Origin of the sequence: uncultured Azohydromonas sp. (assembly GCF_937926365.1) — a bacterium.
Lineage (GTDB): Bacteria > Pseudomonadota > Gammaproteobacteria > Burkholderiales > Burkholderiaceae_C > Azohydromonas.
Genome location: NZ_CALAOH010000198.1, coordinates 14,135 through 27,184 on the forward strand (window position 1 = coordinate 14,135; position 13,050 = coordinate 27,184).

At 72.2% G+C, this 13,050-nt stretch carries 15 protein-coding genes; 3 read left to right on the forward strand and 12 right to left on the reverse strand.

The window, feature by feature from the left end; all coding sequences use genetic code 11:
• Positions 1-52 precede the first annotated feature (52 nt).
• On the forward strand, positions 53-979 hold the full coding sequence (locus Q0741_RS21095) for a carbohydrate kinase (protein ID WP_298235157.1): 927 nt from the start codon (positions 53-55) through the stop codon (positions 977-979).
• 69 nt (positions 980-1,048) lie between these two features.
• Here Q0741_RS21095 and Q0741_RS21100 read toward each other — a convergent pair whose 3' ends face one another.
• The 3 genes from Q0741_RS21100 to Q0741_RS21110 form a co-directional block, all read right to left on the reverse strand.
• The gene (locus Q0741_RS21100; RefSeq protein WP_298235158.1) at positions 1,049-1,489 is read right to left on the reverse strand and encodes a type II toxin-antitoxin system VapC family toxin; all 441 of its coding nucleotides are present in this window, start codon (positions 1,487-1,489) and stop codon (positions 1,049-1,051) included.
• Positions 1,477-1,758: a type II toxin-antitoxin system Phd/YefM family antitoxin gene (locus tag Q0741_RS21105; protein ID WP_298235159.1), complete on the reverse strand. Its 282-nt coding sequence runs from the start codon at positions 1,756-1,758 to the stop codon at positions 1,477-1,479. Before Q0741_RS21105 ends, Q0741_RS21100 begins: the two co-directional genes overlap by 13 nt.
• 86 nt (positions 1,759-1,844) lie before the next feature.
• Positions 1,845-2,750 (reverse strand): LysR family transcriptional regulator, encoded by a 906-nt coding sequence (locus tag Q0741_RS21110; RefSeq protein WP_298235160.1) that lies wholly within the window; start codon positions 2,748-2,750, stop codon positions 1,845-1,847.
• Positions 2,751-2,857: 107 nt separating this feature from the next.
• Here Q0741_RS21110 and Q0741_RS21115 point away from each other — a divergent pair, with 107 nt between their 5' ends.
• Positions 2,858-3,493, forward strand: a complete 636-nt coding sequence (locus Q0741_RS21115; RefSeq protein ID WP_298235161.1) for a glutathione S-transferase family protein — start codon at positions 2,858-2,860, stop codon at positions 3,491-3,493.
• A gap of 12 nt (positions 3,494-3,505) precedes the next feature.
• On the forward strand, positions 3,506-4,522 hold the full coding sequence (locus tag Q0741_RS21120) for a pyridoxamine 5'-phosphate oxidase family protein (protein ID WP_298235162.1): 1,017 nt from the start codon (positions 3,506-3,508) through the stop codon (positions 4,520-4,522).
• A gap of 25 nt (positions 4,523-4,547) precedes the next feature.
• On the opposite strand, the gene Q0741_RS21125 is transcribed toward Q0741_RS21120, so the two are convergent.
• From Q0741_RS21125 to Q0741_RS21165, 9 genes are all read right to left on the reverse strand, one after another.
• Positions 4,548-5,591, reverse strand: a complete 1,044-nt coding sequence (locus Q0741_RS21125) for an aromatic ring-hydroxylating dioxygenase subunit alpha (protein WP_298235163.1) — start codon at positions 5,589-5,591, stop codon at positions 4,548-4,550.
• A 28-nt stretch (positions 5,592-5,619) separates the two neighbouring features.
• Entirely contained in the window at positions 5,620-5,982 is a 363-nt protein-coding gene (locus tag Q0741_RS21130; RefSeq protein ID WP_298235164.1) for a recombinase-like helix-turn-helix domain-containing protein, read from the reverse strand.
• A gap of 38 nt (positions 5,983-6,020) precedes the next feature.
• On the reverse strand, positions 6,021-6,341 hold the full coding sequence (locus Q0741_RS21135) for a non-heme iron oxygenase ferredoxin subunit (protein ID WP_298235165.1): 321 nt from the start codon (positions 6,339-6,341) through the stop codon (positions 6,021-6,023).
• 19 nt (positions 6,342-6,360) lie between these two features.
• Complete coding sequence (locus tag Q0741_RS21140; protein WP_298235166.1) at positions 6,361-7,596, reverse strand: FAD-dependent oxidoreductase; 1,236 nt, start codon at positions 7,594-7,596, stop codon at positions 6,361-6,363.
• 37 nt (positions 7,597-7,633) lie between these two features.
• Positions 7,634-8,620, reverse strand: coding sequence for a VOC family protein (locus tag Q0741_RS21145; protein ID WP_298235167.1), 987 nt, complete (start codon positions 8,618-8,620; stop codon positions 7,634-7,636).
• On the reverse strand, positions 8,617-9,594 hold the full coding sequence (locus Q0741_RS21150) for a tripartite tricarboxylate transporter substrate binding protein (RefSeq protein WP_298235168.1): 978 nt from the start codon (positions 9,592-9,594) through the stop codon (positions 8,617-8,619). The genes Q0741_RS21145 and Q0741_RS21150 overlap by 4 nt, the downstream gene beginning before the upstream one ends.
• 93 nt (positions 9,595-9,687) lie before the next feature.
• The gene (locus Q0741_RS21155) at positions 9,688-11,193 is read right to left on the reverse strand and encodes an aldehyde dehydrogenase (RefSeq protein ID WP_298235169.1); all 1,506 of its coding nucleotides are present in this window, start codon (positions 11,191-11,193) and stop codon (positions 9,688-9,690) included.
• Complete coding sequence (locus Q0741_RS21160) at positions 11,190-11,999, reverse strand: aspartate dehydrogenase (protein WP_298235170.1); 810 nt, start codon at positions 11,997-11,999, stop codon at positions 11,190-11,192. Before Q0741_RS21160 ends, Q0741_RS21155 begins: the two co-directional genes overlap by 4 nt.
• 16 nt (positions 12,000-12,015) lie before the next feature.
• On the reverse strand, positions 12,016-13,050 hold a 1,035-nt coding region (locus Q0741_RS21165), incomplete at its 5' end, for a thiamine pyrophosphate-binding protein (RefSeq protein WP_298235171.1).

Sequence of the window (13,050 nt, forward strand, 5' to 3'; positions counted from 1 at the left end):
CATGGCGGCCATGCGCGGCGCTGCGGATGCGCCGGAAAGCGGGAGAAGACGGATGTTCATGGTGTGTGGCGAGGCCTTGATGGACGTGTTCGGTGCGGGAGACCGCGCCGAGGGCATGGCGCTGGACGCGCGCATGGGCGGCTCGCCCTTCAACGTGGCGCGGGGGCTGGCGCGGCTGGGCTGCGAGGTGGGTTTCCTGGGCGCGGTGTCCACCGACTTCCTGGGCGAGCGGCTGATGCGCTCGCTGCGACAGGAAGGCGTGGACACGGCCTGCGTCGTGCGGCTGGATGCGCCCACCACGCTGAGCCTGGTCGGGCTGGACGAGCACGGGGCGCCCTCCTACGCCTTCCACGGCACGGGCTGCGCCGACCGGCTGTTGCTGCCGCGGCATCTGGGCCCGCTGCCGGCCGCGGTGCGGGCGCTGCATTTCGGCTCCTACGCCATGGTGGTCGAGCCCATCGGGAGCACGCTGCGCGCCCTGGCCGCGGCCGAGCGCGGCCGGCGCCTGATTGCCTACGACCCCAACGTGCGCCTGAACGTGGAGCCCGGCCTGGCGCGCTGGCGCGAGACGGTGCAGGGCATGGCCGCCTGCGCCGACCTGGTCAAGGCCAGCGAGGAAGACCTGGGCCTGCTCTACCCTGGCCGTGCGGCCGAGGCCGTGGCGCAGGACTGGCTTGCCGCCGGCTGCACGCTGGCCGTGGTGACCCGCGGCGGCGCCGGCGCACTGGCCTTCCGCCGCGGCGAGCGGCTGGAAGTGCCGGCGCCGGCCACGGCCGTGGTGGACACCGTCGGCGCGGGCGACACCTTCCAGGCCGCGCTGCTGTGCGCCCTGGGCGAAGCGCAGGCGCTAAACGCTGCCGCGCTGGCGGCGCTGCCCGCGGCGCGGCTGGAGCAGGCGCTGGGCTTCGCCGCGCGCGCAGCGGCGCTCACCTGCTCGCGCCGTGGTGCCGACATGCCGCGCGCGGCGGAGCTGCGCTGATTTCAGTTCCTTCCGGCGGGGACAGCCTGGTGCCGGCACTGAGCCGACCTGATCGTGGAAAAGCCGCGCTCAGGGCCCCTCGGGCTCGCGGAGGGAAACGAAGCGGCACGCCAGCCCCGGAACCCTTGAGAAACCGCGGTCACCGGTAATGAACGCGTGCGGTGTGCCGGCCTTCAGGCAACCGGCGGCCTGCAGCGCATCCGGCGTGCGCAGTCCATGGCGGGCGCGCAGTGTCGTGGCCAGTTCGACCGTGGCCCGGTCCAGCTCCATCCAGTGCAGGTCGGGCGAGGCGAAGAAGCTGTCGTAGCGCGACAGCAGGGCGGCATCGGCCGCGCGCAAGGGCTTGATGCGGCATTCCAGCCACGACAGTCGGCTCATGGCGAGCGTCAGCCGCGCAGCCTCCGAAGCCAGCTCGCGCAGGCAGTCCTGCACGCGCCGGGCCTGTTCGGCCTCGCCTTCGAGCAGGTAGATCAGCGCGTTGGCATCCAGGAACGCGATCAACGCTCCCACCCGTCCCGCTCTTCATCGATCTGGCGATCGATGTCGGCCGTGCTGCGCTGTCCGCCGGGGGACTGTGCCAACAGCCAGTCCAGCGCCCCCGGGCCCGCGACAGCCTGGGCCTCGCCGGCGCGTGCCAGCAGGCGCTGGTAGTCCTGCTCGCTCAGCACCACGGCGGCGGGCCGGTTGCGCTTGAGGATGTGCAGCGGGCCGTGGCGCAAGCCTTCTTCCACGGCCGCCATGCCGCGCCGCTTGAGCTCCAGGGCAGGAAGGGTGTTCATGGGCATGCTCCGATCAGGATGGGAAAGTGTACCGTTTCAGGTACTTTCCCCTTGCTAGCAGCGCCGTCGCCCCGCCGGACCACGCCTCAGCGCAGCACCGGCTCCGCGCGCAGCCGCTGCGCCGCGAAATCGACGAAGGCCCGAACCTTGGCCGCCGCCTTGCGCCCGGCCGGATAGACCAGGTGCACCGGCACGGGCGGCGGCTCGTAGGCCTGCAGCACCACGCGCAGCCGCCCTTCCGCCAGTGGCCGGGCCACCTGGTAGGACAGGGCCCGCGTCAGCCCGTGCCCGGCCGCGGCGGCGTCGATGGCGACCTCGCCCAGGTTGGCGATCCACGGCATCTGCGGCTGCACGGTGTGCGTGCCCCCGTCCGGGAGTGAGAAGGTCCAGTGCGTGCCGCCCACGCCCAGTTGCGAGAAGCCGATCGCCCGGTGGCCGGCCAGCTCCTGCGGCGTCGCCGGCTCGCCGTGCGCCTCCAGGTAGGCCGGCGAGGCCACCGTTACCCGGCGCAAGGAGCCCACTTGCACGGCCGTCATGCTGGAGTCGGGCAGGTGCGCGATGCGCAAGGCCACGTCGAAACCCTCATCGACCAGGTGCACGATGCGGTCCACGAACAGGGTACGCACGCTGACCTTCGGGTGCTGCTGCAGGAAGTCCAGCACGATCGGCGCGATGTGGAAGCGCCCGAACAGCACCGGCGCGGTGATGGACAGCTGCCCCTGCGGCTCCACGTGCGCGCCCCGCGCCGCGGCCTCGGCCTCCTCCAGCTCGGACAGGATGCGCTTGCTGTCCGCCAGGAAGCGCTCGCCCACGTCGGTGAGGCGCACGCTGCGCGTGGTCCGGTGCAGCAGCCGCGCGCCCAGGTGCTGCTCCAGCGCCGCGACGGCGCGCGTGACGGCCGGCGCCGACAGGCGCAGCCGGCGCGCGGCGGACGCAAAGCCGCCCTCCTCGGCCACGGCGATGAACACGCGGAGATTCAACAGATCGCTCATGCCGCCATTTCATTTTTCGGAATGGTGATGTGTCAACGGCGGCGATTCTGTTTGCCGCATGCAATGAATATCGTGGCGGCCTCTCTCCACTTCTTCAGAGGCCACCCATGAGCTCCCAGCCAGTCATCCGGCTGTACGGCTACCCGCTGTCGGGCCACGCCCATCGCGTCCGGCTGTTCCTGTCGCTGTTGCAACTGCCGCACGAGGTGGTGGAGGTGGACCTGCTGCGCGGCGAGCACAAGCGGCCGGAGTTCCTGGCCATGAACCCGCTGGGGCAGGTGCCGGTGATCGAGGACGGCGACCTCACGCTGGCCGACAGCAACGCGATCCTGGTGTACCTGGCCGGCCGCTACGACCAGGGCGGGCGCTGGCTGCCCAAGGACCCGGTCGGCATGGCGCGGGTGCAGCGCTGGCTCAGCATCGCGGCCGGGCAGCTGTTATCCGGCCCCGGGCTGGCGCGCGTCGAAGTGGTGTTCAAGCGGCCCCGCGATCCCCGCCGCTTCGAAGTCGCCAGGCAGCTCTTCGCCATGATGGACGCGCACCTCGCGGCGCGGCCCTTCCTGGCGAGCGAGGAGCCGTCCATCGCCGACCTGGCGCTCTACACCTACACGGCGCACGCGCCCGAAGGCGGTGTGTCGCTGGAGCCGTATGCGCACCTGCGCGCCTGGCTGGGCCGCATCGAGGCCCTGCCCGGCTTCGTCGGCATGGCGCGCAACCCGCCGGCTGAGCCGCTGGTGGCCTGAGGAGGCGCTGCCATGGGCGAGTTCATCCCGAACGCCGGCTGGCCGCACGACGCCGCTCCCTTCCACGCCGGCGAGCAGGCCCTGCAGGCGCGCGCTGGCGTGCTGGAGCGCATGCGGCAGGTCGGACGCCGCGTCATCCGCGGCCACATGCCGGAGGAGCACCGCGAGCTGTTCCAGAAGCTGCCCTTCCTGCTGCTCGGGGCGCTGGACGGGCGGCAGCGCCCCTGGGCCTCGATGCTGGTCGGGGAGCCGGGATTCGCCACCGCGCCCGACGCCCACAGCCTGCGCATCGGCGCGCTGCCGGACGCGCAGGACGCCCTGGCCGATGCCGTGCGTGCCGGTGCGCAGGTCGGCCTGCTGGGCATCGAGCTGTCCACCCGGCGCCGCAACCGCATGAACGGCCCGGTGGCCGAGCGCGGCGAAGGCCACTTCCGCGTGAGCGTGCAGCAGAGCTTCGGCAACTGCCCGAAGTACATCCAGGCGCGCGAGTTGCGGCTGCAACCGGAAGCGGTGTCGGGCGATCCGGCCCTCGTGACGGCCGGGCTGCTCCCGCCCGAAGCCGTGGCCTGCGTTGCGCGGGCGGACACCTTCTTCATCGCCACGGCCTCGGCCGACGCGGCCCGGCGGGACGCGTCGCCGAATGGCGGCGTGGACGTGTCGCACCGTGGCGGCAAGCCGGGCTTCGTGCGCGTCACGCAGGAGGACGGCCACAACGTGCTGATCTCGCCCGATTTCGCGGGCAACTCCTTCTTCAACACGCTGGGCAACCTGGCGCTGAACCCGCGCGCCGGCCTGCTGTTCGCGGACTTCGCGCAGGGCCACCTGCTGCAGCTCACCGGTGAGGCGCAGGTGCTCTGGGAAGGCGAGGAGCTGAAGGCCTTCGCCGGCGCGCAGCGCCTGCTGAAGTTCCGGGTGGACGAGGCGCGTTGGCGGCCCGGGGCGCTGCTGCTGCGCGCCGCGGGCGTGGAGTACGCGCCGCAGCTCGCCGCCACCGGCTCGTGGGACGCGTTGGCGGGCGCTGCGCGGTGAACCCGTGTAGCGCCGCGCTGGCGGCTCAGCCCGCCTTGAGCGTCGCCAGCGCCTGCGCCTGTTCCGTCGCGCGCTTCTCCAGCATGCGGCGCACGCGCACCAGCCCGACGTCGTGCTCGTACAGGAACTCGCGGTTGCGCGCGTCCTCGGGCATCGACTCCAGGACGAACTGGTCCTGCTCCAGTACCGCCCAGTGCAGGCCCTCCAGGCGGTTGCGGTAGAGGAAGCGCCACACGTCGCGCTGCCAGCCCTGCACCTTGCGCGTGCGCCAGAAGTAGACCTGCGTGTGCTTGTCGTCCACCGGCGTGGCGAAGCCCACGATGCCGAAGGAGCCGCCGGGCCCGTAGCGCTTCTGGTACGGGATCGCCAGGCGCAGCCACAGGCAGCCCGTGTCGCCCAGTTCCACCCAGTCGAAGTTCACGCCGCGCTGGCCCGTCTTCTCGAACACCAGGCCGGTCTCCGTCTTGCGCACCCGCATCTCGGCCGACTTGTCGCCCTCGGCCATCGAGTGCGAGGTGGCGTGCAGGTAGGCGCCGTGCATCGGGTCCATCACGTTGTCGATGGCGTAGCGGTAGTTCACCTTCCAGTTGGACACGCACAGGAAATGCGAGAACTCGTCCGACACCAGGTCCTCCGGCAGCTCCAGCGGCGCCGGCTCGGCCTTCGGGTCGATGCCGAACCACAGGAAGATGGCCCCGGCGCGCTCCTGCACCGGGTAGCTGCGCACCTGTTGCCGGCCCTCCATGGGGCAGTTGCCCGAGGCCGGCACCTTGGCCACCACGCCGCAGCCGTCCACCTCCACGCCGTGGTACCAGCAGGCCACGCGGTCGCCCAGGTTCCAGCCCAGCGACAGCCGTGCGCCGCGGTGCGGGCAGCGGTCCTCCAGCGCGTGCACCTGGCCCTTGCCGTCGCGCCACAGCACGATGCGCTCGCCCAGCCGCGTCACGCCCACCGGCGCGTTGTTCACCTGCCAGCTCGGCGCCACCGGCCACCACAGGTTGCGCACGCCGGTGTTGAGGATGCGCTGGGCCTCGGCCTTCACCAGCGCGTCTTGATCGGAAGTTCCCATGCTCGTCTCCAGTGCAAGGTGTTCGGGTTCAGGCGCCCAGACGGGCCATCTCGGTTTCGAAGCTCTCCACCGTCCAGGGCTGGCCGCCGGGCGCGCGCAGGCCCTGCGCGTTGAGCCCGGCCACCACTTCCTCGGCCGTCTCGGCGCCCTGCTGGAAGACGACTTCCAGCGCGTCGCCCAGCGCGTTCTCGTAGTCGGTGGGCGCGGCGGTGCGGGTCTGCCACACGATGTTGGGCATGCGGCCCGGTTCCTCGATCTGGCCCTTGCCGGCCACGTTGTTCGGGCACGGCGATTCCCAGGGCTTGAGGCTGGGGTTGTGGTCGAGCTGCAGCGCGTTGGGATTGGTGCTGATGAACTGCACCTTGGCCAGCAGGTAGGGATTGAAGTCCATGGCGGTCTCCGGTGTGAGGCTTGTTGGGGGGGGCGGGCTCAGTCCAGCGGGACCGGGCACACCTCGATGCGGCTGTCCACCACGCGCACGGGGAACGCGCGCAGGTCGCGGCAGGGCTCGCCGCGCAGGTGCTTGCCGGTGGTGACGTCGAACACGGCGTTGTGCAGCGGGCACTCGACCTCGCAGCCGTCCACGAAGCCCTGCGTCAGCAGCGCCATCGCGTGCGGGCAGACGTCCTCGACGGCGTGCAGCTCGCCGTCCACTTCATAGATGCCCAGCTTCAGCTCGCCGACTTCGGCGGCCAGGGGGTTGTCGGTTTCGACCTGCTCGCGGTGGCCGACGGGGGTCCAGTTGCTCATGGCTTGTCTCCTTGGTGTTTCAGGCGCTCGCTGCCGTCGTGGGCAGCTTCTGAAGATCGACGCCGGCGTCGGCCAGCGCCTCGATGGCGGGGAAGCGGTCCTGCAGCATCCACTTGCGCGCGACCTTGATCTCGCGCCCGGCATTGACCGCGGCGACGGCCCGCACGCGCGCGCCCTCGCAGAAGAAGAAGATGCGCTGGCGCTTGGCGGGCACCACGCGCTCGACGATGCGCAAACGCTCATCGGGCAGCCCCAGCAACTGCAGGTTGTCCTCGTACTGGTCGGACCAGAACCACGGCGCGCCCTCGGCCAGCGGGTCGTGCGCCACGCCCAGCGCCGCCTTGGCCGCGGCCACCGCCATCCGCTGCGCGTTCTCCCAGGACTCGATGCGCTGCCGGCGCCCGCCGCCCTGCAGCGCGTTGGCCATGTCGCCCACCGCGAACACGGCCGGGTCGGCGGTGCGGCCCGAGGCGTCGGTGAGCACGCCGTTGTCGCAGGCCAGGCCCGCCGCGGCGGCCAGGCCATCCTCGGCCACCAGCCCGATGCCCAGCACCAGCGCGTCGCCTTGCAGCGTCTCGCCGCCCGCCAGGCGCAGCCGCACGCCGTCCTCGCCGGGTTCGACCTGCTGCACCGCCTGGCCCAGCCGCAGCGTCACGCCATGGCCTTCGTGCAGCGCCTGCAGGTGCGCCGACACGCAGGCCGGCACGGTGCGCACGCACAGGCGCGGCGCCGCTTCCACCACGGTGACCTCGCAACCGCGCTGGCGCGCCGAGGCGGCCACTTCCAGACCGATCCAGCCGCCGCCCAGCACCAGCAGGTGGCGCGAGGACTCGATCAGCGCCTTGATGCGCTGCGCGTCCTCCCAGCTGCGCAGCGTCGCCACGCGCGGATGCGGCGCCAGCCCCGGCAGCGTGCGCGCCCGCCCGCCCTGCGCCAGGAACAGCCAGTCGTAGCTGGTCTCGCTGCCGTCCGCGGCGCGCACGCGGCGCGCCTCGCGGTCGATGGCATTGACCGCCGCCGCCCGCCACTCGACGCGCAGCTCATCGGCCTTGGCCGCCGTCAGCAGCGCCAGTTGCGGCAGGTCGGCCGTGCCGTGCAGCACCGCCTTGGACAGCGGCGGGCGGTCGTAGGGCAGGTGCGGCTCATCGCCGAACATGACGATGCGCCCGTTGAAACCTTCGGCGCGCAGGGTCAGCGCCACCCAGCGGCCGGCCTGGCCGGCGCCGACGATGACGGCGGTGCGGTTGTCTTCCATGTCGATGTCCTGGTGCTGCGGGCGGTACGGGTGCGCTTCAGTCGCGCTTGTCGGTCAAGAACTTGCCGTCGGCCTGGCGGCCCTTCTGGCGGCGGGTGCGGCCGTCGAGGCCGCCCTCGATGGCCCATTCGGCGAACACCGTGGGGCCGGGTTCGAAGTCGCGCGGCTCCCAGGCCTCGGTCAGCTCGTCCTCGTCGGCGTAGTACTCGATCAGGCCCCCCGCCGGATTGCGGAAGTACCAGAAGTAGGCCGAGGAAATCGGGTGCCGGCCCGGGCCGAGCTGCGTGTCCCAGCCCTGGCCGCTGAAGTACAGGCCACCGCCGAAGACCTCGTGGATGTCGCGCACCGTGAAGGCCACGTGGTTGAGCCCGCGGCGGCCGTCCGGCGTGCGCAGCAGGAACAGGTCGTGGTGCCCGCCGCGCGGCGCACAGCGCATGAAGGCGCCGCGCTCCGGGTAGCGGTCCGAGGTGACGAAGCCCAGCGAGGCGTAGAACGCCTGCGTCGCCTCCAGGTCGGCCACGAAGAACACCACGTGGCCCACCTCGACGGGCTGCGCGCGCTCGTACACCGTGCCGGGCTGATCCACGCGCTCGCGCCGGTCCCAGGTGTTGCTCACGGTGCCCCGCGCCTGCACCGGCCGCTTGACGCTGACCTGGAAGCGCACGGCCATGCCGTTGGGATCGGTGCAGCCGAAACGGCGGCCGCCCTCCTCCTCCACGAAGCCCGGCGCCTGGCGCAGCTGCTCGCGCAGCGCCCGCAGGCTGGCCTCGCTGTCCACGCCCCAGACCACCTCGCGCAGCGTGGGGCCGTCCTCGAAGGGCGCGGGCAGCGCCACCTGCCGCGGATCGGCCACCGACACGCGGCAGCCGTTGAGGCATTCGAACACCAGCCGCTCCGGCGTGTCCTGCACCAGCGTCAGGCCCCAGTCCCGCAGGAAGCTGCGGCAGGTGCCCAGGTCTTCGGCGCCGTAGGTGATCTCGTCGATGCCCAGGATCATGTTGCTCTCCATGGGTTGATGGCTCATTCGGCACTGATGCCGAATTCCTTGACCAGCCGGCCGAAGCGCTCGTCATCCGCGGCGATCTGCTTGGCCAGCGCCGCGGGCTCGCCGCCCACGGCTTCGACGCCCAGGGCGTTCATGCGCGCCACCACGTCGGGCATCTTCAGGATCTCGTTCATCAAGCCGTTGAGCTTGGCAACCACGGGCTGCGGCAGGTTCTTCGGCCCCAGCAGGCCCATCCAGGCCGTCACCGTCACGTCCTTGTAGCCCAGCTCCGCCAGCGTGGGCACGTCGGCCAGCAGCTTCGAGCGCTGCGCGCCGGACACCGCCAGCGGCACCAGCTTGCCGGCCTCCAGGTGCGCCGTGACGGCCGCCGGCGTGACCCAGCCGACCGAGACGTGGCCGCCCAGCGTGTCGTTGACCACCGGCGCCACGCCGCGGTAGGGCGCATGCGTGATCTTGGTGCCCGCGGCCTTGTTGAGCATCTCGCCCACGACGTGCATGGGCGAGCCCGCGCCCGGCGTGCCGTAGGTCAGCGCCTTGCCGCCGCGCGCCTCGCCGAGCAATTGCTGCATGTCCTTCGCGCCGCCCTTGGCCGTCACCGCCAGCAGCGGCACGTTGCCGGCCAGGATGATGGGCGTGAAGTCCTTGTTGACGTCGTGCGCGGTGTTCGGGTGCGGCTTGAGCGTGTGCTGCGCGATGGCGAAGGTGCTGGGCACGAACAGCAGCGTGTGGCCGTCCGGCGCGGCCTTGGCCGCGGCGGCGGCGGCGATGGTGCCGCTGGCGCCGGGACGGTTGTCCACGATCACCTGCTTGCCCAGCTTGGCCGTGAGCTTCTCGGCGAAGACGCGCGCCAGCACGTCCGAGTCGCCGCCGGCCGGGTAGCCGTTGATGATGACGATGGGTTTGCTCGGCCAGGCCTGGGCCCAGGCCGCGGGGGCGGACAGGGCCAGGGGCAGCGTGGCCGCGGCCAGGCACATGCGCAATGCAGCTTTCATGACGACTTCCTATGTCTTGATTGCGCTGCGCGACGCCGATCGAAGATGCGTTCGTGGCCGCGCGGGGCGAGGTTCAAAGGGGTGGGCCTGGCGTCAGGCCGCCCAGGGCAGGGGAGATTCGTTCAGGCCCCAGTACAGGCTCTTCTGCTGCATGTACTCCAGGAGGCTGTGGCGCCCTTTCTCGCGGCCCATGCCGCTGTCGCGCCAGCCGCCAAAGGGCGTGGACACCGAGAACTGCTTGTAGGTGTTGATCCAGACCGTGCCGGCCTGCAGCCGGCGCGCCAGGCGCCAGGCGCGCTTGTAGTCGCGCGTCCACAGGCCCGCGGCCAGCGCATACACGCTGTCGTTGGCCTGCGCCACCAGGTCGTCCTCGTCGTCGAAGGGCAGCGCCACCAGCACCGGGCCGAAGATCTCCTCCTGGCAGATGGACTGGTCGTTGCGCAGGCCCTCGATGATGGTCGGCGTGTAGAAATAGCCGGACTGCAGCGCCGCGTCCTGCGGGCGCTGGCCGCCCGTGAGCAGCCGCCCGCCGTCGGCCAGGCCGCGCGCCACGTAGCGCTCCACCGTCTCGCGGTGCGCGGCCGACACCAGCGGCCCCATGTGCGTGCGCTCGTCCAGCGGGTCGCCCACGCGCAGCGCGCGCGCCCCCGCCACCAGCCGGTCCATGAAGGCGCCGTAAAGGCGGCGCTGCACGAACAGGCGCGAGCCGGCGATGCAGGACTCGCCGGAGCTGCTGAAGATGCCGTAGAGCACGCCGGCCACGGCGTGGTCCAGGTCCGCGTCCTCGAACACCACCGTGGGCGACTTGCCGCCCAGCTCCAGCGACACCGGCATCATCTTCTCGGCCGCGTGGTGCGCGATCTGGCGCCCGGTGCTGGTGCCGCCCGTGAACGCCACCCGCTTCACCAGCGGATGTTTCACCAGCACGTCCCCGATGACCGAGCCCTTGCCGGGCAGGACGCTGACCATGCCGGCCGGCACGCCGCACGACTCGCAGATGCGCGCCAGCTCCAGGGCGGCCAGCGGCGTGATCTCCGCGGGTTTCACCACCACCGCGTTGCCCGCGGCCAGCGCCGGGGCCATCTTCTGCGCCTCGCTGGCGATGGGCGAGTTCCACGGCGTGATCGCCGCCACCACGCCCAGCGGCTCGTGCACGCTCATCGTCACGTGGCGCCCGCGCTGCGGCGTGAGCTGGTCCTCCAGCGTCTCGCAGGCCGCGGCGAAGAACTGGAAGGTGCCGGCGGCGCTGTCCACCAGCGCGCGCGTCTCCTGGATCGGCTTGCCGTTGTCGCGGCGCTGCAGGTGCGCCAGCTCCTCGCGCCGGGCGCGGATGGTCTCGGCAATCCGGTACAGCACCGCCGCGCGCTCGTGCGGCAGGCGCTGCGACCAGTCGCCGCGCTCGAAGGCGGCCTGCGCGCGCTCCACGGCCTCGGTCGCGTCCTCGGCGTTGGCGGCATGCAGCTCGGCCGTCACGCTGCCGTCGGCCGGGTAGAGGCTGGCGTAGGCCGCGCCGCGCCCGCGGCGCCACTCGCCCGCGACGTTGATGGGCAGGTCGCGCAGCGGGAGCCGGTCCTGCAGGGGTTCGTTGAGTTGGCTCATAGGGACACCGCGTGGGAGGCGTTGTGGATGGCGCGCACGACGCTGTAGACGGTCAGCGCGGAGGTCTTGGGATTGGCCGGCAGCGGCTGGCCTTCGAGCGTGATTTCCAGGCGGCCGAAGGTGCCCTGGGCCACGACACGGTGCACGTTGCGCTGCACGCCGGGGTCGGCCACCAGCGTGGCGCGCGTGCGGTCCAGCCCCAGCCCGGCCAGCGACACGGTGGCCGCGACGTTGGCGTTCTTCGGGTACAGCCGCGCCGCTTCGCGCGCGCTGCCCTCGAAGATCACCGTCGGCTCGGTCAGCGAAGCCAGGTCGAAGTCCTGTTCCGCCGGCGTGCCGCGCCAGCTCAGCGGCGGCTTGCGGCCCACGTAGTCCACGCTGTCCAGGCCGCCGATGCGCGCCGCCGCCAGGGCGTCGATGCCGCCGATGGCGCCCGACACCAGCGACACGTGCGTGCCGCCGCGCGCCGCCGCGGCTTCGAGCGTGAGCATCGCGTCCGCGTCGTGCAGCGCGCCGATGGAGGCCACCACCGCCGGGATGCCGGCTTCCAGCGCCGGCAGCACGTGCTGGCCGACGGCGCCGTGGCCGGCGCACTCCACCAGCAGGTCCGGGCGCTGGCCGTCGCCCAGGTCCACGGCTTCCAGCACGCGGGCCATCGGCGCGACGCGCCCGCACACGGCTTCGGCTTCGGCGCGGTGCGAGGCCGGCACGATCACCTGCGTCACGCGCACCTCGGCGTCGCCGCGCAGCAGATCGATGACGGCGCTGCCGATCGCGCCGCAACCCACCAGGGCAAGCTTTCTCATGGCTGCGTCCCCCGCTTCAGTGCGCGGCCTTCACGGGCGGGCCGGCAAAGGCGGTCTTGAAGCCGCCCACCGACAGCATGTCCACCTCCAGCAGCGCGGGCCCCGGGGTGGCGGCCATCTCCTGCAGCTGGCCTGCCGCCTGTCCCAGGTGGGCGATGCGCTGGTGCTGCAGGCCCAGCGAGCGCGACAGCAGCGCGTAGTCGGGCGTGTGCAGGTCCGCGTACACGCGGCGGCCGCCGTACTGCGCGTCCTGGATGTTCTTGATGACGCCGTAGCCGCGGTCGTTCATCAGCACGATGCCCAGGTCCACCTTCTCCTGCACGGCCGTCGCCAGCTCGCCCAGGTTGAGGATGAAACCGCCGTCGCCCGCCAGGCACCAGGTCTTCTTGCCCGTGCCGTAGGCCTGCGCGCCCACTGCCGCGCCGATGGCCATGGCCAGGCCCTGGCCGATGCCGCCGCCCAGCGCATGCACGCCGGCGCGCGGGTCGTGCAGCTTCAGCTCCCGGTTGCCCCAGGTGCTGTTGGACACCGTCACGTCGCGCACCCAGTTGAACCGCGTGCCGGCCACGCCCTGCAGCGCATCGACCAGCTCGCTGTAGGGGCCCAGGCCGTCGCGCAGCGCGCCCACCACCTGGCCGCGCACGCGCCCCAGGTCTTCGGCGAAGGCGGGATCGACGCGCAGCCGGCCTTCGAGCCGGTCGGCCAGCGCGTTGAGCGTCAGCGCCGCGTCGCCGCAGACGAACTGCTCGCTCTCGTAGCAGCGCCCTTCCGCGGCCGGATCGGCGTCGATGCGGTACAGCGGCTGCGGCAGCTTCAGCTTGTACTTCAGCGTCTCGTTGCCGCGCAGGCGCGAACCCACCACCAGCATCGCGTCGCAGGTCTGGTAGAAGCCCTCGACGGCCGGCTGCAGGTTGTAGGCGCCCAGCGACAGCGGGTGCGTCTCGGCCACCACGCCGCGGCCCTGGGTGGAGGTGACCACGCCGATGCCCAGCGCCATCAGCCGCGCCACCGCCGCGCCGGCGCCGCGCGCGCCGCCGCCCAGCCACAGCAG